This is a genomic window from Ruegeria sp. O6 (assembly GCF_056535045.1).
In genome coordinates this window covers 155134-176406 of sequence record NZ_JBQERM010000005.1, presented here as the reverse complement: position 1 = coordinate 176406, position 21273 = coordinate 155134, and the positions used below count along the sequence as shown (strand labels likewise).

At 56.9% G+C, this 21273-nt stretch carries 15 protein-coding genes; 8 read left to right on the top strand and 7 right to left on the bottom strand.

Annotated elements, in window-relative coordinates; genetic code table 11:
- Nucleotide 1 precedes the first annotated feature (1 nt).
- Both ACR0DY_RS09060 and ACR0DY_RS09055 read right to left on the bottom strand, forming a co-directional pair.
- Nucleotides 2–976: a membrane dipeptidase gene (locus ACR0DY_RS09060; RefSeq protein ID WP_480483866.1), complete on the bottom strand. Its 975-nt coding sequence runs from the start codon at nucleotides 974–976 to the stop codon at nucleotides 2–4.
- A complete protein-coding gene (locus ACR0DY_RS09055) occupies nucleotides 976–2418 on the bottom strand; it encodes an aldehyde dehydrogenase family protein (protein ID WP_480483867.1) in 1443 nt (480 codons plus the stop codon). Before ACR0DY_RS09055 ends, ACR0DY_RS09060 begins: the two co-directional genes overlap by 1 nt.
- A 103-nt stretch (nucleotides 2419–2521) precedes the next feature.
- Here ACR0DY_RS09055 and ACR0DY_RS09050 point away from each other — a divergent pair, with 103 nt between their 5' ends.
- From ACR0DY_RS09050 to ACR0DY_RS09040, 3 genes are all read left to right on the top strand, one after another.
- Entirely contained in the window at nucleotides 2522–3427 is a 906-nt protein-coding gene (locus tag ACR0DY_RS09050) for a LysR family transcriptional regulator (protein ID WP_480483868.1), read from the top strand.
- 96 nt (nucleotides 3428–3523) lie between these two features.
- Nucleotides 3524–6799 carry an adenylate/guanylate cyclase domain-containing protein gene (locus ACR0DY_RS09045; RefSeq protein ID WP_480546259.1) on the top strand — a complete coding sequence of 1092 codons (3276 nt, stop codon included), beginning with the start codon at nucleotides 3524–3526 and terminating at the stop codon, nucleotides 6797–6799.
- Between the two features lie 20 nt (nucleotides 6800–6819).
- Nucleotides 6820–7983 (top strand): hypothetical protein, encoded by a 1164-nt coding sequence (locus ACR0DY_RS09040; protein ID WP_480546257.1) that lies wholly within the window; start codon nucleotides 6820–6822, stop codon nucleotides 7981–7983.
- Here the strand turns inward: ACR0DY_RS09040 and ACR0DY_RS09035 are convergent.
- Together ACR0DY_RS09035 and ACR0DY_RS09030 are read right to left on the bottom strand one after the other, a co-directional pair.
- Nucleotides 7980–11579, bottom strand: a complete 3600-nt coding sequence (locus ACR0DY_RS09035; protein ID WP_480898130.1) for a flavoprotein — start codon at nucleotides 11577–11579, stop codon at nucleotides 7980–7982. The genes ACR0DY_RS09040 and ACR0DY_RS09035 overlap by 4 nt on opposite strands.
- A gap of 316 nt (nucleotides 11580–11895) precedes the next feature.
- Nucleotides 11896–13473 carry a DUF5928 domain-containing protein gene (locus ACR0DY_RS09030; RefSeq protein ID WP_480546253.1) on the bottom strand — a complete coding sequence of 526 codons (1578 nt, stop codon included), beginning with the start codon at nucleotides 13471–13473 and terminating at the stop codon, nucleotides 11896–11898.
- 143 nt (nucleotides 13474–13616) lie between these two features.
- On the opposite strand from ACR0DY_RS09030, the gene ACR0DY_RS09025 reads away from it, so the two are divergent.
- A complete protein-coding gene (locus tag ACR0DY_RS09025) occupies nucleotides 13617–14435 on the top strand; it encodes a sulfotransferase family protein (RefSeq protein ID WP_209599235.1) in 819 nt (272 codons plus the stop codon).
- A 127-nt stretch (nucleotides 14436–14562) separates the two neighbouring features.
- Here the strand turns inward: ACR0DY_RS09025 and ilvD are convergent, their stop codons facing one another.
- Nucleotides 14563–16395, bottom strand: coding sequence for a dihydroxy-acid dehydratase (ilvD, locus tag ACR0DY_RS09020; protein WP_480488176.1), 1833 nt, complete (start codon nucleotides 16393–16395; stop codon nucleotides 14563–14565).
- A 108-nt stretch (nucleotides 16396–16503) separates the two neighbouring features.
- Here ilvD and ACR0DY_RS09015 point away from each other — a divergent pair, with 108 nt between their 5' ends.
- The 4 genes from ACR0DY_RS09015 (at nucleotide 16504) to ACR0DY_RS09000 (ending at nucleotide 19465) form a co-directional block, all read left to right on the top strand.
- Nucleotides 16504–17067 (top strand): helix-turn-helix domain-containing protein, encoded by a 564-nt coding sequence (locus ACR0DY_RS09015; RefSeq protein WP_480546251.1) that lies wholly within the window; start codon nucleotides 16504–16506, stop codon nucleotides 17065–17067.
- Nucleotides 17064–17333, top strand: coding sequence for a CBU_0592 family membrane protein (locus ACR0DY_RS09010; protein ID WP_480483876.1), 270 nt, complete (start codon nucleotides 17064–17066; stop codon nucleotides 17331–17333). The genes ACR0DY_RS09015 and ACR0DY_RS09010 overlap by 4 nt, the downstream gene beginning before the upstream one ends.
- A gap of 93 nt (nucleotides 17334–17426) precedes the next feature.
- On the top strand, nucleotides 17427–18281 hold the full coding sequence (gene sseA, locus ACR0DY_RS09005) for a 3-mercaptopyruvate sulfurtransferase (protein WP_480483877.1): 855 nt from the start codon (nucleotides 17427–17429) through the stop codon (nucleotides 18279–18281).
- Nucleotides 18281–19465, top strand: coding sequence for an amino acid aminotransferase (locus ACR0DY_RS09000; protein WP_480539449.1), 1185 nt, complete (start codon nucleotides 18281–18283; stop codon nucleotides 19463–19465). The genes sseA and ACR0DY_RS09000 overlap by 1 nt, the downstream gene beginning before the upstream one ends.
- A gap of 71 nt (nucleotides 19466–19536) precedes the next feature.
- Here ACR0DY_RS09000 and ACR0DY_RS08995 read toward each other — a convergent pair whose 3' ends face one another.
- The gene (locus ACR0DY_RS08995; protein ID WP_480546248.1) at nucleotides 19537–20862 is read right to left on the bottom strand and encodes an ammonium transporter; all 1326 of its coding nucleotides are present in this window, start codon (nucleotides 20860–20862) and stop codon (nucleotides 19537–19539) included.
- Between the two features lie 33 nt (nucleotides 20863–20895).
- On the bottom strand, nucleotides 20896–21234 hold the full coding sequence (locus tag ACR0DY_RS08990; protein ID WP_209507249.1) for a P-II family nitrogen regulator: 339 nt from the start codon (nucleotides 21232–21234) through the stop codon (nucleotides 20896–20898).
- Between the last annotated feature and the right edge of the window lie 39 nt (nucleotides 21235–21273).

Here is a 21273-nt window from a genome sequence, read left to right as displayed (position 1 = left end):
GCTACCTTTGTGGGACGAAGTTCTCGGCAAAGAACCGATACCAGTTCCTGCCCATGATCCCGGCCACTTCGTCATCGTTCAGGCCGGTCGCGCGTAACCCTTGTTCGATGTTTCCAAAGTCTCGGTTGTCCTGAAACCAGCCCGGCATTGGTGGAAACCCCGGAGCAGAGGCCGAGCCTTCGCCATAGTCGATTTCTTTTGTCCACCGCCCCACACGCATCCATTCAACGATACTGTCAGGCTGATCCTGGCACAGGTCAGTGCCGATCCCCAGATGACTGGCCCCGTATTTGTCCGCAGTGCGGGCGATCATCTCGCAAAAGCTTTCCAGCGTGCAGTCAGACTTGTCCTTCAGGTGGTGAGGGTAGACCGAAAAACCCAGCATCCCACCGTTTTCAGTCACGGCGCGGATGACATCATCTCGCTTGTTGCGCAGGGCCGGGGACCAATCGTGCGGATTGGCATGCGTGATTGCGATGGGCCTGTCTGAGAGTTCAGCCGCCTCGATTGTGGACCGGTCAGCCGAATGGCTCATGTCCACCACAAGGCCCACGCGGTTCATCTCTTTGATCACCTGCTTGCCCATTCGGGTGATGCCGGTGTCTTCGGCCTCATAACAACCGGTCGCCAGCAGGGATTGGTTGTTATAGGTCAGTTGCATGAACCGCGCGCCCAAATCGTGCAGGATTTCAACCAGCCCGATGTCGTCTTCGATGGGCGATGGGTTCTGAAACCCGAAAAACACGGCGGTCCGGCCTGTTTCACGGGCCGTGTCGATATCGCCGGCCCACCGCCCTTTCATGATCAGATCCGGATATTGCTCGAACCAACGGTTCCATTTCTCGAAATTCAGAACCGTTTCTCGGAAATTCTCATGATAGGAGATGGTGACGTGGATCGCGTCCACGCGCCCTTCGCGCAATTGGCGAAATATCTTCTCCGACCAATTGGCATATTGCAGGCCGTCGATCCGCATCAGACCGGGCCTGCGCTGATATAGGCGGTTTTGACCGTTGTATAGAATTCAGCCGCTGCCTTACCCTGTTCGCGCGGCCCGTACGAGCTGTCGCCCCGGCCACCGAAAGGCACGTGGTAATCGGTGCCAGCGGTGGGCAGGTTAACCGTCACAACACCGGTGCGCGCGTTGCGGCGGAAATGGGTGGCGCGAGCCAGCGATTTGGTCACGATGCCCGAGGTCAGGCCGAAATTGGTGTCGTTGACCACACTCAGCGCCTCGTCATAGCTGCTGACCTTGATGACGGATGTCAGGGGCGCAAACATTTCTTCGCGGTTGATGCGCATGTCGTTGATGGTGTTCAGGAACACGCCCGGCGACATGTAGAACCCGTCATGAGGCATCTCCAGGCGCTGACCGCCACAGGCCAGCTCGGCCCCTTCGGATTTGCCCAGATCGACATAGGCGAGGTTTTCATTCAACTGCTGCTGGCTGACGACGGGGCCCATCTGCACGCCTGCTTCCAGCGCGTGACCCACTTTCATTGCCTGCGCACCGGCAACCAGTTTCTCGACAAAGGCATCGTGGATGCCCGCATGAACCACCAGCCGCGACGAGGCGGTGCATTTCTGACCGGTCCCGCCAAAGGCCCCGCCCAGTGCCAGTGTCACCGCCAGATCCAGATCGGCGTCGTCCATCACGGCCAGCGCGTTTTTGGACCCCATTTCCATCTGCACCTTGGTCAGGTTCTGGATTGCTGCGGCGGCGATGCCTTTGCCCACGGGTACAGACCCGGTGAAGGAAATCGCATTGACCTTGGGGCTTTCCACAAGGCGCTGACCGACCGAACGGCCCGAGCCCATCACAAGGCTGAACAGACCTTTCGGAATATCCTGCCGTTCGATGATTTCAGTCAGGGCCACAGCCGAGGCGGGTGTGATGTTGGCGGGTTTCCACACCACCGCGTTGCCATAGCACAGCGCCGGGGCAATCTTCCACGAGGCGGTTGCAGTGGGGAAGTTCCACGGACTGATGATCGCAACTACGCCAACAGCTTCGCGGCGCACATCCACTTCGATATCGGGGCGCACGGAATCGGCGTTTTCACCGATCTGGCGCAGACACTCGGCGGCGTAATACGTGAAGAACTGACCGGCGCGGTAAACCTCGCCCTTGCCTTCGGCCAGCGGCTTGCCTTCTTCGCGGCTGAGCAGAGTGCCGAGTTCCTCGGCGCGGGCCATCAACTCGTTGCCGATGGCGTTCAGGACGGCCTGTTTTCGCTCCAGCCCGTAGGCGGCCCATTCGGCCTGCGCGACGCGCGCCTGATCCAGAGTCGCCTCAAGCTGATCGGCGCTGGCTTGTGTGAACATGCCAACCAGATCGCTTAAATCCGAAGGATTGCGGTTTTCAATTTCGCTTTCGCCGGCCAGCCATTCGCCGGCAATCAGGTTCAGTTTGGTCACGTCATGCCCCAAATTCGCAAATTTCGATTTGGGTCAGGATGGAACTTTCGATCAACATCAGTCAAACTCAAATAACTTTAGAAAACTTCAGAAAGTTTGAAGTATGGCGATGAAAGTCGAGATGCTGCGGTGTTTTTGTACCGTGGCCCAAACCGGAAACCTTGCCGAGGCTGCCAGCCGTCTGGGTCGGACGCAATCCGCCGTCTCAATGATGCTGAAGCAGTTTGAAGATCATCTGGGTAAGAAACTGTTTGAAGGTGAACGAAAAAACCACCTGTCGCCACTGGGTCAGCAAGTTCTGGACCTTGCTCTCAAACAAGTGCGCGATTTTGATCAGACTGTTCAGAACATAGAAATGGCGGCGCAGGCGGAACAAGGGTTGATCCGCATCGTATCCGTGCCGTCGGTGGGGGCCTTGGTCTTTCCCGCCTTGCTGGGACATATGACATCACGCTTTCCCGGGTTGAAGATCGAGTTGCGAGACGGGGATTCGCAACAGGTTCTGGACGCCGTTGCCGGGGATAAGGCGGACATCGGCATTGCATCCGGTCATCATCCCCTGAACGGGGTCAGTGCCGAGCCGCTGTTTCAGGATCGGTTCGGACTGGTCGCAGCTTCTGATCATCCGCTTATGACACGGGCCAAACCGCCTGAAATCTGTGACCTGATGGCGGCGCCCTTCGTGCGAAACGCCTTGTGCGACTTTATCGAGTCCGCGCCTTTCCGAGAGATCCTGGACAGGGCCGAGGTTACCATTCACAACACGCATTCCCTGATCACGACTGTCAGGGCAGGCCAGTGGATCACGGTCCTGCCGCAGACCGTCGCACAGTTCATCCCGGATGCGGTCGCCTTTCGCCCGATTTCAGATTTGCCAGACAAGCGAGAGGTATATATTTACCGTCGGGAAAGAGCCCGCTTCCGCGAGATCACCCAGGCCTGCTGTTCGTATATCCTGTCGAGCGGTTTTGGAAACGCTGGCTTGGTGCAGGAGCCAGTTTTGGATTAACCCTGCTCAAAAGCATAAATTAAATAGGTTCTAGCAGACTCGAAGCGGCGCACATGCTAGGTTCCTGAATGAAGTGGGGGACTTCAGAGGGGCAACATGTCTCAGGACCTGAGGGGCTGGCTGAGCGCAATTGGATTAAACGAGTACGCGCAGGCCTTCGCAGACAACAAAATCGATTTCTCCATCCTGCCTGATTTGACGGCCGAGGATTTGATCGAAATTGGGGTGACGGCCGTCGGTGATCGGCGGCGGCTGCTGCGCGCCATCGAACAGATTGATGCCAGCCAAACCTCAGCAGAACCTGAATCTGCTGCACAGCTCGAGCCCGCGCGGCGACAGGTTACTGTGATGTTTGCCGATCTGACCGCATTCACGAAACTATCCAGCGAGCTGGATGCTGAAGATCTGCATGCGCTGCTGAATCAATTCTTTAGCAAAGTGGACAATGTCGTCGAAAAATACGGTGGTCGTATAGACAAGCATATCGGCGATGCGGTCATGGCCGTCTTCGGAGCGCCGATTTCACACACCAATGATACCGAAAGGGCCGCGCGTGCTGCTGCCGAGATACATGCAGCTCTGCCGACCTTGTCACCGCCGCTTTCCTGCCACATCGGTATTTCCTCGGGTCAAGTCATTGCCAGTACGACCGGAAGTCAGTCGCATACGGAATACACCGTTACAGGAGACGGGGTGAATCTGGCGTCCCGCCTGACGGATATTTCCGCGGGGGGTGAGACTCTGGTTTCACACGACATTCAGCGCGCGTTGGGGCCGCTATTCGTGGGCGAATCCATTGGTGTGAAGGCCATCAAAGGGCTGAATGATCCCGTTGAAGTCTGGCGTCTGGATCGATTGGCCCGGAACATTCGCACACGGCGTCACAAATTCATCGGGCGCGAGCGGGAATTGTCGGTGTTCTCTGCCACATTTGACCGATGCAAGCGTCACGGCAAGGGCGAAGTCCATGTGATCCTGGGTGAGCCCGGGATCGGGAAAACCCATTTGTCCGAGCAGGTTGCTGAGCTGGCATCCGGCCAGTCCTACACGATCCACAACGGTGTCGTGATGGATTTCGGCGCGCGCGAAGGGCATTCGGCCATTCAGATGGTCGCCCGCAGTATCTTGGGTCTTGACCCGGCAGATGGCGCGGAAACAGGTGCCGCAGCGGCTAGGGACGCAATCGCCAGGGGCTGGGTCAGCCCCCCGAATGCCGCACACCTCAATGCGCTGCTCGAGCTGGAGCAGGATTCGGGTCTGGCTGAGGTGTTTGCGGTGATGGACAATAAAACCCGCCTGCGCGGACGGCGGCAGGTCATTGAAGAGTTGCTGTCGGCCAGCAGCCAGGAAGCCCCCTTGCTGATCCAGATCGAGGACATCCACTGGGCCTCGCCCGAGATCCTGATGACCTGCTCTCATATAGCGGCGGCGACGCGGAATATCCCTTGCGTGTTGATGATGACAAGCCGGGCCGAAGGCGATCCGATTGACCGGGATTGGCAAATGGCAACCGATGGCGCGCTGGTGTCCAAGATGGAACTGGCGCCGATGGGGGAGGAACAGGCCAGACTGTTGGTCGAAGAATTCACGGCCATCGACCCCGAGTTGCTGGACACCTGTGTCAAACGCGCCGGGGGCAATCCGCTGTTTCTTGAACAGTTGTTGCGCAATACGGATGTACTTACCCAGCAAGGCGTGCCCGGCAGTATTCAGGGGATCGTTCAGTCCCGACTGGATGCACTGGATCGAACCAGCCGCGCCGCCATTCAGGCCGCATCGGTATTGGGGCAGCGGTTCTCGCCAGAAGTTCTGAACTTCATTCTGGGTGAAGGGCATCTGGATACGACCAGCCTGATCCGATCCGCGCTGGTCCGAGAGGCAGGGCCTGACCTTATGTTCGCCCACGCGCTGATCCGGGATGGATCCTATGCGACGTTGGTCAAATCCGAGCGCGCGCGCCTGCACAGGCAGGCCGCCAAGTGGTTCGAGGATCGCGATGCGACCCTGTGCGCACAGCATCTGGACCGGGCCGGAGCGAATAACGCCGCGCAGGCGTATCTGGAGGCGGCGGACAAACTGATCCAGGCCTTCAGATTCGACGATGCCAGCCCATTGATCGAACGCGCCCTGGAACTGCCGTCCCCTGCAGGTGTCCGGTTCGACCTGCTGTGCGCTCGTGCTGAGACGCACAGGCTTCAGGGTCTGTCCGGCGACGCACTGCGTGAATTTCGGGAAGCTGCCCGGGTTGCCGAAACCGATGAGCAAATCAGCCGCGCGCATATCGGGCTGGCGCAGGCCGCACGGCAAGCCAGCTTGTATCAGGATGCCCTGGAGGCACTCGATATGGCTGAATCCGCCGCCGAGCGTTGCGGGTCAGAGCGGGATGTGGCTCAGATCAGCTACGTGCGCGGTAATGTTTATTTCCCTCTGGGCCGGGACAAGGAAGCGCTGAGCGCCAATGAACGCGCCCTGACGCTTGCCCGCAAACTTGGCTCTGCCCGCCTTGAGGTAGGGGCGCTAAGCGGATTTGGTGATGCAAACTTCATGAAAGCCACCATGAAGACAGCGACAGGCTTTTATACGCAGGCTGTTGAGCGGGCGCGCGAAAAAGGGCTGGTCCGCGATCTGGCCGCCAATCTGCACAATCTCAGCGTCGCGCGCAGTTACACCGGGGACGTAGCACAGGGCAAGGCGGACGCCATTGAGGCCATCGAAGTCTCGCAAAAGTACTTTGCCTTTGTTCCGGAATGCGTTGCACAGACCTGCCTGGGCGTGGCCGAGACCTTTCTGGGCAACCTTGATCAGGCGCTGGACGCTTTCAGTGTTTCAGCTGAAATTGCGGAACGCGTCGGGGCAAAAAGACTCGAAGCGCAGGCCCTTGAACATCTGGCGCGAACACAGGTTTATGCCGGACAGTCAGACCGCGCGCGTACGGCCGGTCGTCGCGCGGTTGAAATCGCGCTTGAACATGGGCGGAACTTTGTAGGGCCCAAAGCTCTGTCGGCTCTGGCAATGGCCGAGACAAACCCTGATGAGCAAACGCGCTTGTTGAACCTGGGGTCTGAAATCATTGCCGAGGGATGTGTGGGGCACAGTCACTTGCATTTTTACTCGGACGCTTGCGCCGTCATGCTGGCGCGCGGCGATTGGGACGCAGCACTTGAATATGCGGACGGGCTTGCAGCCTTCACGACCTCCGAGCCTTTGCCAATGGTCGATCTGTCCATTCGTCAAACACGCCTGCTGGCTGAAAGCGGACAGCAGAACACTCTGCCCAAACAACACGGGGGGTATGCCGATCTGACAACGCAGTTTACCGCTATGGGTATCACGCAATCCCTTCTGGGTTCAGTGGGGTTTCTGGCTGATTAGGCGACAAGGCAGGAGGCTGAATGAGCGTTGAAAGAAAGGTGTGGCTGATTTCTGGCTTGCTGACCCTTGGGCTGGCCGGTCTGTTGCTCAGGCTTTGGATCGACTTGAACCATTTTGAAGGCGACCCAACGCAGCTTCCGGATCAGGCATCAGTGGATGCCTTTCTCGGTGAGCTGGACTCGGCACCAGATTACCGCGTCAAAACGGGGATCTTCATCAAATCGTTCAGCTTTCTTGGTGCCAGCGATGTTCAGGTCACTGGCTACATCTGGCAGCACTACATCGACGGTGAACATGACAGGATCCGCCCAGCCGAGGGAGAGATCGGTTTCCTTCTGCCCGAAGCGGTCGATACAGCAAATGGTCTGATCGAAGAGGCCTATCGGCTACCGCAAAAGGATGGCCTGCTGATCGGGTGGTACTTTGAACAAACCCTTCGTCAGAGCTTTGACTACACCCGTTACCCCTTTGATCACAAAACGGTCTGGGTGCGCTTCTGGCCTGCATCTTTTGACATCAATGTTGCGCTGGTTCCCGACCTTGAGGCATATACCGCGACCGGGCCGGATGATATTTTCGGCATCGACAGTCAGATCGTGATGGGTACGTGGGAACGTGAGAACACCTATTTCGACTATAAGTTGTCAAGCCTGGATACGACGTTGGGCATCGCTCAGAACGCCTCTCAAACCAACATGCCCGAGCTGCATTATAACTTCGTCATCAAGCGCAATTTCGCAAACGCGTTTATCGTGCACATGGTCCCGCTTCTTGTCGTGACAATGCTGCTGTTCGGGGCGCTGATGACCGTCACGCGCCGCGAAGGGCTCGCCGATCGGCACGATTTCAGCACCTCCAGCGTGATCGGAACCTGCTCGGTTCTGTTTTTCGTGATCCTGCTGGCCCATGTGCAGTTGCGCGAAGGGTTCGCGGGCTCTCCCGTGATCTACATGGAGTCGTTCTTTTTCCTTATGTACTTCATGCTGCTGGCAGTTTCGGTCAATACATACCTGTTTGCGTCCGACGTTGAGACATCGTTGCGGATCATCCACTATCGGGACAACCTTATTCCCAAGGCCGGGTTCTGGCCGTTCGTGCTGCTTTGTATGGTGGTGATCACGGCTTATAATCTCAGTTCCAAGGAAAGCCCGAAACCGCCACCAGTCAGCACAGCGGAAAACTAGATAGCCGGCTCGAATCCGGGCTTGGGTTCACCCTGCGCCATATCCAGCGTGTAGTCGCTGATAACATCTGATTTTCCGTCACGCCAGTTTTGCATGTACTTTTCAGGATCGGCGATCACATAGGCGTAGGCGGGTTTCATCACCCCATCCACGATCACGTTGATCTTTTTGCGGATATAGACGTTCTTGGGTGAGCCCGGACCATGATAACCTTCCAGTTTGTCCAGTTCGTGCAGGCCCGATTCCGTCACCCGGTAAACCTCTCCGCTTACTTGTTTGCCCATGCCCTGCTGATCGACAAGGGTCGCCATTCGGTGCAGGAAGCCACAGTTCGGATTGTCGCAGAAAGGTTCGTTTGGAACGATCAGTGGCATTGGTTGCCGCGTGCGGGCAGGCCCGACAAAGTCATTCAAGACCCGGCTGAGAGCCTCATGGTTCGGGAACCCCTGTTTCAGGGAGCCGTATGTGAAATACAGATAGGTGGGTTCCTGAACGGCAACAAAGGTTTCGTCACGGCCCTGTTCTGCGTCTTTTATCTTAAGGTTGTGGTCTCGCGCCCAAGCATCCAGCATGGTCTGGATTTCGGGTGTGATATCCATGCCCTGAACAAATTTAATGCACGAGGTTGCATCCATGCCTTTGGCGCGCAACAGGATGTCGACCATCCTTGGGGCTTTGTTCATCACAGCCACATGCAATGCCGTGAAACCGTGGTCGTTGACGATATTGACGTCGATATCGCGGTCAATCAAATCCTGTGCCGCTTCATAATCTGGCTTGCCCAGATCGTGACCACCTTCGTTCAATTCTCCTTCGCCACCGGCCGCATAATGTAGCAATGAATCGCCGTGGGCTTCGTCCACAATATTGATGCCCACGACACCTTCATCGATGGCGCGGAACACACGTTTCCATTCATTGATATCATCAGCGGCGGCAGCCTCTCGTGCCCATTTGCACACGCGGTATTTCTGGTCGTCCAGTTCTTCGAACGCTTCGCCCAGTGCTTCCATGATCTGGTCAGGTGTGGCCATCATGCCAATCCCCATCCGACCGTTTGACAGCCGGCCTTCCCGGGGACCTATGAAATCAATGCCCAGTGTCTTCAGCCTTGCGACATTGTTCTGGGTGGTGATGTTGTTCCACATATTCGTGTTACAGGCCGGGCACAGGATCACGGGCTTCTTCTGGTACTGCCATGCCACAAAGACCGAGGTCAGAAGGTTATCGGCGATCCCGTTTGCCACTTTGCCCATGGTGTTGCAGGTGATAGGAGCGACGATCACGCAATCGGCCCAGTCGCATAGCGCCAGATGAGACGCTCGCACCGGCATGTCGAATTCCATGTAACGGAAGTTCCATTCATCATCGTCGCGGTAATAGTCGTTATGGGTGATCTTGGCGTCGATCCGTTCAGCGCCGAAGTCCCGAAAAAACTTTTCAGCCGAAGTAGAAGGGATCAGTTTGACATTGTGTCCGGCGTCGACGATGCGTTCAACAAGTTCTGGTATCTTGTCTGCCGCCGATGACCCGCAGGCACAAAGCAGCACGTTGCGTTTGCCGCTGCTTACCTCGTTCATCACACCTTTGGGATAGCCGAACATGTTCTTGTTCAGGCTGGGTGTCTCTTCAAGCTTGGAAACGGGAAGACCCGCTTCGATCATGCGGTCCTGAAGGTGACCCGCCTTGATCATGTCCACAATGTCTTCCAGCTTTTCGCCTTTGCTGATGCACTGGCCTTGGAAAAACAGGTAGGGAACTTTGGGTTTTTCACCTAAAGATATCAGCTGACGTCGCATCTTTATCGCGTTGGGGTCGCGACCGCCCACATCCACCTGCTTTACGCTGGTCGCACCGATGTTCGAAAGAACACTTCTGAGCATGTAGGACCACGGGTCTTCATCTTCATAAAACAGAACCATGGGGTTGTTCCGGATAATGCTGGCGACATCCCCGGGATCTTCGGGCGGCTCAACTGTTTCGATCACCAGCAAAGCCGGGTCCTCCAGATCGCGCAGGCCGCGGAAGATGTTGCCACGAGGGGCTTGCCAGACCTGTGACGTTGCGGGGCTCATGTCGACGATCGTCACAAGGTCGGTTGCTTCATCATATGCGATACACAGGCACCAGAATTCTTCGAGCAACGCGGTTTCCCGGTAAACGTTTACCGGCGGGCGGATGGCTTCGATCCCGGTTACCCGATTAAAGTCGATATTGATCATCAGGTGACGGTCCGTGTTGGCGTCCAGGCCCTGTAGTTGCATCTTGAACCAGTCTTCGGGGGTAAGGATCGATGTGTCCTCGCGCGTTCCGAAACTGCGAAGTGAACTGCTCAGGTGTATGTTTTCAGCCGCGTTCAGATATTTCTGGGCCATGTTGTGCATGTCCGCGGCCGTGGCCACCCGTGAGACAACATCCGTGAAAGAGGCTTCGGTGGCCCGCAGCAGCTCGTCTTCGTCCACCTTGTCATCGCCGTGAATGGCCAGGCTTTCCACCAACACACCTAAGGAGTTCATGTTCGGAGTGGCGCGGCGGAACAGGTTGCGCCGTTTCTTGGGGTCTTTTGCCAGATAGAGCGTGCTGTCGACATAGTTGCATCGTTGCTTGAATGTCTTCAGATGCGTCTTGACCGCGGCACGCGCCGAGAAGCGCAAAATGCCACGCGACCGCATCGAGGTTCCGTCACGGTCCGACATCGCCTTCCAAAGCCGGTCTGCGGTTGTAACCCAAAGCTTGCCGTATTTCTCAGGATGTACGTCCATCATGTGCACCAGCCCAGTGCTTGGGTTGCACTTGGCGATTACGGCAAAATGCCCGCCCGGCATATTCGCTTTGCCATGGGCGACGCCGACCTGAAAATTCGCCACCAGAATATCATTGTCACCACCCAGCCGGTTGGATTCGTCAATCGCATCCAGCAACAGCTGCACGTTTGTCGTGTCCTCGTCCATGAAATAGGCCTGAACCTGAACACTGTCCCGCAAGCCCTGCGAATGAATGTAGGTACAGGCGACGTCAAACAGCTCACCCAGTGAGATACCGTCATTGACGACGAAAGACGAAGGCAGCGCGCATTCACGGAAAATGTCGTTCACTTCGCAACTGAAGCCCAACGCGGACATGCTGAGGGCGGCAGCCGTCACGCTGCAACAATTGATCGGCTGCTGGAAATTCTGCAATTGAACACTGACCAGATCGCCGAACATCGTGGCGAAGCAGGGTTGCCGGATTTCCTCTGGTATCTGCCGCCAGTTCTCGCTGGACAGAAAAGCCAGCCGCGATCCGTCCAGCGCAAGCGCTTCGAGGCTGACGGGAATGTCCGATATCTGAAGGTGCTCTTCATAGAAATAGTCACCGACATCCGCGCTGGCCAAAGGATTTCCATTCTGCCGCAGCTGAACCACACCGCGCAGAACAACATACATGCCGCTTGCTGGCAGAACCGTGTTGTCGGTCACCTCGATACATTCGAAATGAGGGTTAATAACTGACGGGTCGGCAATCTTGGCCTCGCCCGGCAGAACCTTGTATATCAGGTTCCAGTCTGCGTCATTTGGGATATATGATCTGGACGTTTCAATTTGATCTATAAGCACAACTGTTCCCCCCGGAGTTGCGTTTCAAATGTCTAAGTGCGGCCAGCCGGGGCTTTCGGGTTTTGCGATGTGCAGATACCCGTCATTCTGAATAAAGGGCGGGTCTGTTTTTGCCTGTCACTGGCCAGGGCCGGCCTGCCAAAGAAAAAGTATAAGCAAATTGGCCCAATTGGCTGCACAGTATCCGATTTTTGAATAAAAATCACGATGGCAGTGATGTTGGGTTTAGGCCGTCCGCTCCGGCAGGCAAATATGCGGTGCACCTTATGCACCGAAGGGGGCCGAAAAGCTGTCGGATTTCATGCTGATCTTCCGTTTAATCGGCGAACAGGTAGTCCAGCCGCATAACCGCGCTGGCCTTTTCTTCGTCCACCCCTAGAAATTCGGATATGACAGCTACGTTTTCGGCGCGCTGGGTGGTTTCCCGCAGTCGCAGGTAATTGTCCAAACCGGCGGCGCGGATTTGTTGGGACTCGTAACTCAGATCGTTGCGAAGTGTCGGCAGCAGATGGGAAACAGTCTCGACCGGGCTGTTGTCCCCCGCCAAGCCGACGCGGCGCGCATGTCCGATCAGGTATTCGTCCGAATATTCGCATTCGACCTCAAGCACATGGGTTTTGGCCTGATCACCGCTGAAATCCTGAACTACGTCCAGATTGGCCGGGTCGAGGCACAGAACCAACTGGTTTGATCCGAAACTTTCGAAAAGCATTCGTACAACGGCCCGCCGATGGCGCGAGCGCTTGGTCAGCGTCGTTTCAATACCGCCCAGATCAGGCAGTTGAGTTTCCTCTTCGTTAAACAGGTATTCGACGCAGGGGATATCTGTTTCAGACGCGATCTGATCGACCAGCCTTTTGGCGACATGCCACTTCTTGCACACGATCACAAACAGCTCTCGGTCGGGGCCCAGAACACTTCCGGCCTCCCAGAAACGTTGCCCGAACCGGCGCCCGATGCGCCCCCGGCCGGCCAGAAACGCATACAGACTGCGCCCCTCGTTCGAGATGGAAAAGTCGATGCCCTCACTCGCGTAAAGTGAGCCGAGACGCTCTTTCAGCTCATGCGCCTCTGGGCTGATCTTGCGGGCAAACAAATAGTCCTGACCCAGAAGCATGTCATAGTGATCGTTGTAGAACGTGACGGGCATTCCATAATCCGAAAACATCAGAAATGTCGGAGTACGGTTTTCGATCTCACCCTTCGGGATCAGATGGCGTACCAGCGTTTGAAAGAAGGTTTCATCGGGTATCCAGGTGGTCGCAAAAAACCGGATCACGTCCCTGCGCTGTCGCAGGAAGTCCAGAATCATCTCGACCGTTCGGCGGCGCAGACACCACCATTGGCTGCCTATCATAACCTGAAGGTCTTCGGGAATTTGCCGCGTCAGCCCGAAACGCTTCTGCGTTTCATAGGCAGCGTAGAACAGTTTCGGCTGGGTGCGTTCATTGAAATAATGGCGATAGATCAGCCGGTCTTCTTTCATGCCGGTCTTGATCCAGTCGCTTTCGAAAAAGTCGTGGCTTTCGATGAAATCCTTGTCGTGATCATCCAGAAACCGATGGGTGTATTCTGCCGTTTTGATCGCCATGCAATCACCGGACAGCATGTAAAAATGCGTGGCGCGGGGGAAGGTTTCGACAGCAGCCTGCAAGGCGTTCAGCGTGGCCTGCACCAGCGACCATTCTCCCCAGCCGCATTTGATACGCCTTTTGGCAAAGGTCACGTTCGGATTTTGATCCAGCGCGGAACGAATGCGCCCGTAGGCTTCGGCGCTGGCACGGGCGTCAAAGTGAATAGCCATGCAATCGCCCGCAGCGGTCAGCTGTTCAGCCTGTGCAATGATTGCATCAGGGTCCTTATGGCATAGCAATATATAAGCAATCTTCGCCATCGAGGTTAGGTAATTTCCGTTTCTGCCCGGTTTCAACCGTGATACTGAGGATGAGCGATTGAATAAACAGAATAATTTTGGTTCCTTGTTATCAAAAGCTGGCATATCGGTTTGAGACCAGACCAGCGTAGGAGGCACAGCAGATGGGTTTTCCCGGTACCTGGATGACCGAGAGCGAAAGCATGGTGTACCGCGTCGTGCCCAAATGCGCCTGCTCGACCATTGGGCAGATCATGTATTATTCGGATCACGGCCAGTTCTTTGACGGTGACATCCATGACGCCAAGGATGGCATGCACAAATGGGCCTTTGATCAGAGCCAGGATCTGATTTCCAAAAATGTGCGCGATCATGCTTCGTATTCCTTTACCTGTGTGCGCAACCCATACACGCGTATTCTGAGCTCGTTTTTCGACAAGATCTGCGGGATTCAGCGCAACGGCAAACGGTATCGTGGCAATCTGGTGCCGACGCTGATCTACAATTACGGGATCGAGGTGGGCGGTGACGATGGCAAGGGAGAGTTTGACCAAATCGCCAGCTTTCGCCGGTTCCTGCTGTTTGCGCGGGATACCATCCGCTGGCGACGCCCGATGGACCCGGACATTCACTGGTCGGCCATGTCTGGTCACGTGTCGACCTTCATCGTGAACGGTGGCCGTTATGATCGGATCTTCTGGACCGAAGCGTTCAACGACGGGATGCAGGGTGTCTTGGACAATACCAAGCTGAAGCATTCAGTTTCGCTGTCCGAAATACCCCGGTTCAACGAATCCGAAGGCCACGGCCCCAAGCGCGCACATCCGGTCGAGGATTATTTCGACGACCTGTCGATGCATCTGGTCTATGAGATCTACAAGCAGGATTTCGAGTTGTTCAAATACGATTTCGAAAACCCGGCCAACAAGATGCCGATCGGCGAAATCGATCTGGACGAAATTCACGCCAAGCTGGGCGATTGATCTTAAGGCTGGATGCCTCGTCCTCTGTCAACGTTTCTTGCGAAACATCTGCTCTGGTTGGCCCGAGAGCGCCTGTGCATGATCGGCTTACCGGTCTGCCGCGTCAGCAGACCGGTAATGTGTCAGTTTAGACTTGGCGTACGGCACCTTTTGCCGCGCTGGTGGTCAGCTTGGCATAGGCCTTCAGCGCGGTAGACACCTTGCGTTTGCGCGGCGCAGCAGGCACCCAGCCTTTTACGTCCTGTGCTTCGCGCCGGGCGGCAAGCTCTTCATCTGACACGGCCAGATTGATCGAGCGGTTGGGGATGTCGATTTCAATCGTGTCGCCATTCTGGACCAGGCCAATCTCTCCGCCTTCAGCCGCCTCGGGCGAGACATGGCCGATCGACAGACCGGATGTTCCGCCCGAAAACCGCCCGTCGGTTAGCAGGGCGCAGGCTTTGCCCAGACCCTTCGATTTCAGATAGGATGTCGGGTACAGCATTTCCTGCATCCCCGGACCGCCACGCGGGCCTTCATAGCGGATCACCACCACGTCGCCCTCTTTCACCTTGCCAGTGAGAATATCGCTGACTGCCTGATCCTGGCTTTCGCACACGTAAGCCGAGCCAGTGAATTGCAGGATATTGGCATCCACACCAGCGGTTTTCACGATGCAGCCGTCGCGGGCGATGTTACCGAACAGAACCGCCAGACCACCGTCCTGACTGAACGCGTGTTCCTTGGACCGGATCACGCCGCCCTTGCGATCAGTGTCCAGTTCCTTGAACCGGTTCGACTGGCTGAACGCCTGTGTGGTGCGCACACCGCCGGGGGCGGCCTTGAACAGTTCCTGTGCCTTGGGGTTGTTGGCGATGGTGATGTCCCAGTTGGCAATCGCCTCTCCCATCGTGGCCGAATGCACGGTGCTGCATTCGTTGTGCAGCAGGCCCGCACGGCTGAGCTCACCCAGGATCGAGAAGATACCACCGGCACGGTGGACGTCTTCCATATGCACATTTTCGGTGTTGGGCGCGACTTTGCAGAGGCAGGGAACACGACGGCTGAGGCGGTCCATATCGGCCATGGTGAAGTCAACTTCACCCTCATGCGCGATGGCCAGCAGGTGCAGCACCGTGTTGGTCGATCCACCCATGGCGATATCAAGGCTCATGGCATTTTCGAACGCATCAAAGGTGGCAATCTCACGGGGCAGAAAGCCTTTTTCATCCAGATCGTAATGGCGCTTGGTAATCTCGACGATCCTGCGGCCGGCTTCAAGGAACAGTTCTTTGCGGTCTGCGTGCGTCGCCAGAGTCGAGCCGTTACCCGGCAGGGCCAGACCCAGCGCCTCGGCCAGACAATTCATCGAATTCGCGGTGAACATGCCCGAACATGAACCACATGTGGGGCAGGCGTTTTCTTCGATGTGCTGAACCTGCTCGTCGGTGAACTTGTCGTTCGCAGCGGCCACCATAGCGTCCACAAGGTCAATCTTCTTGGCTTCCAGATCGGCGATGTCGATCTTGCCCGCTTCCATCGGACCGCCTGAGACGAAAATGGCCGGGATGTTCAGACGCATGGCGGCCATCAGCATGCCGGGAGTGATCTTGTCGCAGTTCGAAATGCAGACCATAGCGTCCGCACAATGGGCGTTGACCATATATTCGACCGAATCCGCGATCACTTCGCGTGAGGGCAGCGAATACAGCATCCCGTCATGGCCCATGGCGATACCGTCATCCACGGCGATCGTGTTGAACTCTTTCGCCACGCCACCTGCGGCTTCGACCTCGCGCGCGACCATCTGGCCCAGGTCCTTCAGATGCACGTGACCCGGCACAAACTGGGTGAATGAGTTGACGATGGCGATGATCGGTTTGCCGAAATCGTCGTCACCCATACCTGTGGCCCGCCAAAGGCCACGTGCGCCAGCCATGTTGCGGCCATGGGTAGAGGTTCTGGATCGGTACATTGGCATGATGCTGTTTTCCCTGTTGCCTCGGGTTGCATAATTCGGGGTTCGTACGTTATAGCGCACGTAGCACATGTGCGTTATAACGTACAAGGTAAATCGCAGGGCGCGGGTATGGCTATGGACGACATTACGCTGAAATTACGGGATGTGCGGACAGCTTCGGGGTTGAGCCTGTCCAAAGTCGCCGAGATGACCGGGGTCAGCAAAGCCATGCTTGGCCAGATTGAGCGCGGCGAATCGAGCCCAACGATCGCCACGCTTTGGAAAATCGCCAAAGGCTTTCAGATACCGCTCAGCGGGTTGATCGACACAACGCTGGGCGATCCATCGGTCTTTCAGACTGTAACCTTTCCCGGCAGTATCGAGGTCAAGATCGTCTTTCCCTTCGATCCCGCACTGGGAGCCGAGACTTTTCACGTGAACCTTGCCGCGAACCAAAGCCACGAATCCCCGGCTCATGCCGCCGGGGTGACCGAGGAAGTATTTGTCCTCAGCGGTACTTTGGAAATTCTGCGTGGCGAGGAATGGGTGCCCTTACAGGCCGGGCAGGGGTTGCGCTTTGCTGCGGACCTGCCGCACGGGTATCGCGCCGGTTCGCAAGGAGCCGCGTTTCTAAACATGCATCACTATGCGCAACACACTGAATCTCCTGAAAATGGCACGGCCCAGGTATGACGGCTATCTTTGACACACTTACCATCGTGGATGCCATCGGCTCATTCGGGGCGCTGATCGTGGTGGCGGCGTATTTCGCGACGCAGATGCGGATGATGAATTCCGATGACCTGGCCTTTCCGGTGATCAACCTGCTGGGGTCTGTCCTGATCGTCTTTTCGCTGCTTGAGAATTTCAATCTGGCCTCGATGCTGATCGAAGGGTTTTGGATTGTGATCAGTGTCATCGGCATCATCCAGCATTTCCGCCTGCGCAAGGCGCGATAATTCCTGAGGTCAACAAGCGCTAGCGCTATCCAGCCTTGAACGCCCATGCCACGGGGTATAGGGAAACCCCAAGCTCGCTTAGGGGAGGCTTTGATGCAGGACGATCCAAAAACCCTCGTATCCACCGAATGGCTGGCCGCGCATATGAAAGACCCGGATCTGCGGATTCTGGACGGGTCGTGGTATTTGCCCGCGCAAAACCGTGATGCCAAGGCCGAATATGATGCCGGGCATATCCCCGGAGCACGGTTCTTCGATATTGATGAGATATCAGATCACCGTTCCGACTTGCCTCATATGGCGCCACCGGTCGAAAAATTCATGTCACGCCTGCGGGCCATGGGTGTCGGTGATGGTCATCAGGTTGTGGTTTATGATGGTGCCGGGCTGATGTCCGCAGCGCGCGTTTGGTGGCTGTTCCGTCTTATGGGGCAGGAAAACATCGCGGTTCTGGATGGGGGTTTGCCAAAATGGCAGGCCGAGGGGCGCGAGATCGAGGATCTGCCTCCGGTCATTCGCGACCGCCACATGACTGTTCGCGTGCAAAACCAGCTTGTCCGGGACGTCACGCAAGTTTCCGCCGCCGCCAAGCTGGCAGATCACGAGATCATCGATGCCCGCTCGGCCGACCGGTTTGCCGGAACCGCACCCGAGCCGCGCGAAGGGCTGCGTTCGGGCCATATTCCCGGCTCGCGGAATGTGCCCTTTGGGCAGTTGTTGAACGCCAACGGAACAATGAAGTCGCCCGAGGACTGCCGCGCCATATTCGAGGCTGCAGGTGTCGATCTGTCGAAACCGGTGATCACCTCTTGCGGGTCTGGCGTCACGGCCGCGATTCTCAGCCTTGCGTTGGAACGCATGGGCAAGAAAGACCACTCGCTTTATGACGGCTCCTGGGCTGAATGGGGTGCCTTCCCGACCCTGCCCGTCGCAACCGGAGAGAACTGATGTTCGAGAACCTGAAACCGCAGCCCGCCGACAAGATTCTGGCGCTGATGCAGATGTACCGCGAAGACCCGCGCGATCAGAAGATCGATCTGGGTGTTGGTGTCTACAAGAATGCCGAAGGCGTGACGCCGGTAATGCGCGCGGTGAAAGCCGCCGAACAGCGCATCTGGAAAGAACAGGAAACCAAGGCCTATACCGGTCTGGCCGGTGATCCGGCCTATGCGGATGTGATGATCGGTTTGATTTTGGGTACTTCTGTGCCACGCGGCAACATCGCCGCAGTGGCGACACCGGGAGGCACCGGTGCCTGCCGTCAGGCGTTCGAGTTGATCCGGATGGCGAACCCTTCGGCACGTGTGTTTGTGTCGAACCCGACCTGGCCCAACCATCTGTCGATCCTGAATTACCTTGGGATGGAAACGGTTCAGTATCGTTACTTCGATGAAGACACTCGGGGCGTCGATTTCGATGGGATGATCGCAGACCTGAAAACCGCCAAAGCGGGTGACGTGGTTTTGCTGCATGGCTGCTGCCACAATCCGACCGGTGCCAATCTGAACATGGTGCAATGGCAGGAGGTCGTGAACCTGATCAATGCGCTGGGCCTCGTTGCGATGATCGACATTGCCTATCAGGGCTTTGGTGACGGTCTGGAAGAGGATGCGCAAGGCGTGCGGCTGGTGGCCTCATCGGTAAAGGAATGTCTGATTGCGGCGTCATGTTCGAAAAACTTCGGCGTTTATCGCGAGCGCACCGGGTTGCTGATGGCCGTCAGTGACAACGCGGCTGAAACGGCGTTGAATCAGGCCACGCTGGCGTTTTTGAATCGCCAGAACTACTCCTTCCCGCCGGATCACGGCGCGCGCGTGGTGACGACCATTCTTATGGATGAGGCGTTGCGGGCAGACTGGGCAACTGAGCTGGAAGAGGTTCGCCTGTCCATGCTGGGCCTGCGCCAGCAATTGGCTGACGAGTTGCAGCGTCTGGCCGGATCCGACCGGTTTGGGTTCATCGCCCAGCACCGCGGCATGTTCTCGCGCTTGGGTGCGGCCCCGGAACTGGTCGAGAAACTGCGCGTTGAACACGGTATCTACATGGTCGGCGACAGTCGCCTGAACATTGCCGGGCTGAACGCAGCGACTGTGCCGATTTTGGCCAAAGCAATAGTGGATGTCGGGGTGTAGACGCAGACGCGACATTTGAAACGAAAACCCGGGCGCGAACGCCCGGGTTTTTTGTCAGGTGAAGGCAAGGCTTAGCCTTTCGAGAATTCGGGGTATGCTTCCATTCCCAGTTCAGCCATGTCGAGGCCGTTGATCTCATCCTCTTCGCTGACACGGATGCCGACGGTGGATTTCAGGATCGTCCACAGGATCAGTGCGCCGACAAAGGTGAAAACGCCGTATGCGACGATGCCCAGAAGCTGCGAGCCCAGGCTCGCGTCACCGTAGAAAATGACGGCGATGGTGCCCCAGATGCCACAGAACAGGTGAACCGGGATGGCACCGACAACATCATCGATCTTGAGCTTGTCCAGCATCGGGACCGCGAAGACCACGATGATACCACCCACGGCGCCGATCCACAGGGCACCGAACAGGGTCGGGGCCAGCGGCTCGGCCGTGATCGAGACCAGACCGGCCAGTGCGCCGTTCAGCACCATCGTCAGGTCAGGCTTCCTGTACAGAACCTGGGTCAGGATCAGCGCTGCAACCGAGCCCGAAGCCGCGGCCATGTTGGTGTTGGCAAAGATGCGTGACACGTCCGATACATCGCCCACGGTTCCCATCGCCAGCTGCGAGCCGCCGTTGAATCCGAACCAACCCAGCCACAGGATGAACGTTCCCAGGGTCGCCAGTGCCAGGTTAGAGCCGGGCATCGGGTGAACTTTGCCATCTTTGTACTTGCCGATCCGCGGGCCTAGGATAAGGGCCCCTGCCAGCGCAGCCCAGCCACCGACCGAGTGTACGATGGTCGAACCGGCAAAGTCTGAGAAGCCCTTGGCATCCAGCCAGCCGCCGCCCCATTTCCATGAACCGGAAATCGGGTACATGATGCCTGTCAGCACGATGACGAAGATCAGGAAAGGCCAAAGCTTGATCCGTTCCGCCACGGCGCCGGAAACGATGGATGCGGTCGCGGCCACGAACACAAGCTGGAAGAAGAAGTCTGAACCGACCGAAGCATAGTCCAGTGCCGCATCCGCCGGCGCAACACCAACCGCATCAAGCGTTGTGGTCGAAAAGAACGGGCCAAGCCAGCCCGTGATGGACCAGCCGTCGCCTGGATACATCAGGTTGAATCCGATCAGCCAATACATGATTGCGGCAAATGAAAACAATGCCACGTTCTTGATCATCTGCATGGCAACGTTCTTGGATCGCACCAGACCGCCTTCCAGCATGGCAAAACCTGCAGCCATGAAGAAAACAAGAAAGCCCGCCATCAGAAACAGAAGCGTGGTAAAGATATACTGGGTGTGCTGTGCCGCTTCGCCGGTTGCGGCGGCCTCTTGCGCAAGACCCATCTGCGGCAGCGCAACAATGGCGGCGGCAGGGATGAGAGATTTCATCAGGTTCATTGTCAGTCCTCGAATGATTGTGAGTGGGCGCACTTACAGCGCGTCCTCGTTGGTTTCCCCGGTACGCACACGCATCGCCTGTTCGACATCGAGGACAAAAATCTTGCCGTCACCGATCTTGCCGGTTTTGGCGGTTTTGGTGATGGTCTCGACGATCTGGTCGGCCATTGTCGCAGGCACCACGATCTCAAGCTTGATCTTGGGCACGAAGTTCACCGCATATTCGGCACCACGATAGATTTCGGTGTGACCGGACTGTGAGCCGAAGCCCTTGATCTCGGTTACCATCATGCCGCGCACGCCAGCCTCGGTCAGTGCTTCGCGCACCTCCTCCAGCTTGAACGGCTTGATTGTCGCAATGATCAGTTTCACGTCTTTCCCCTCTGATTGTCCGGTGGGACCGGCTTGTTT

Coding starts and splice junctions, on each gene's coding strand:
- ACR0DY_RS09060 (WP_480483866.1), bottom strand. CDS start 976: ATGCGGATCGACGGCCTGCAATATGCCAATTGGTCGGAGAAGATATTT.
- ACR0DY_RS09050 (WP_480483868.1), top strand. CDS start 2,522: ATGGCGATGAAAGTCGAGATGCTGCGGTGTTTTTGTACCGTGGCCCAA.
- ACR0DY_RS09045 (WP_480546259.1), top strand. CDS start 3,524: ATGTCTCAGGACCTGAGGGGCTGGCTGAGCGCAATTGGATTAAACGAG.
- ACR0DY_RS09040 (WP_480546257.1), top strand. CDS start 6,820: ATGAGCGTTGAAAGAAAGGTGTGGCTGATTTCTGGCTTGCTGACCCTT.
- ACR0DY_RS09030 (WP_480546253.1), bottom strand. CDS start 13,473: ATGGCGAAGATTGCTTATATATTGCTATGCCATAAGGACCCTGATGCA.
- ACR0DY_RS09025 (WP_209599235.1), top strand. CDS start 13,617: ATGGGTTTTCCCGGTACCTGGATGACCGAGAGCGAAAGCATGGTGTAC.
- ilvD (WP_480488176.1), bottom strand. CDS start 16,395: ATGCCAATGTACCGATCCAGAACCTCTACCCATGGCCGCAACATGGCT.
- ACR0DY_RS09015 (WP_480546251.1), top strand. CDS start 16,504: ATGGCTATGGACGACATTACGCTGAAATTACGGGATGTGCGGACAGCT.
- ACR0DY_RS09010 (WP_480483876.1), top strand. CDS start 17,064: ATGACGGCTATCTTTGACACACTTACCATCGTGGATGCCATCGGCTCA.
- sseA (WP_480483877.1), top strand. CDS start 17,427: ATGCAGGACGATCCAAAAACCCTCGTATCCACCGAATGGCTGGCCGCG.
- ACR0DY_RS09000 (WP_480539449.1), top strand. CDS start 18,281: ATGTTCGAGAACCTGAAACCGCAGCCCGCCGACAAGATTCTGGCGCTG.
- ACR0DY_RS08995 (WP_480546248.1), bottom strand. CDS start 20,862: ATGAACCTGATGAAATCTCTCATCCCTGCCGCCGCCATTGTTGCGCTG.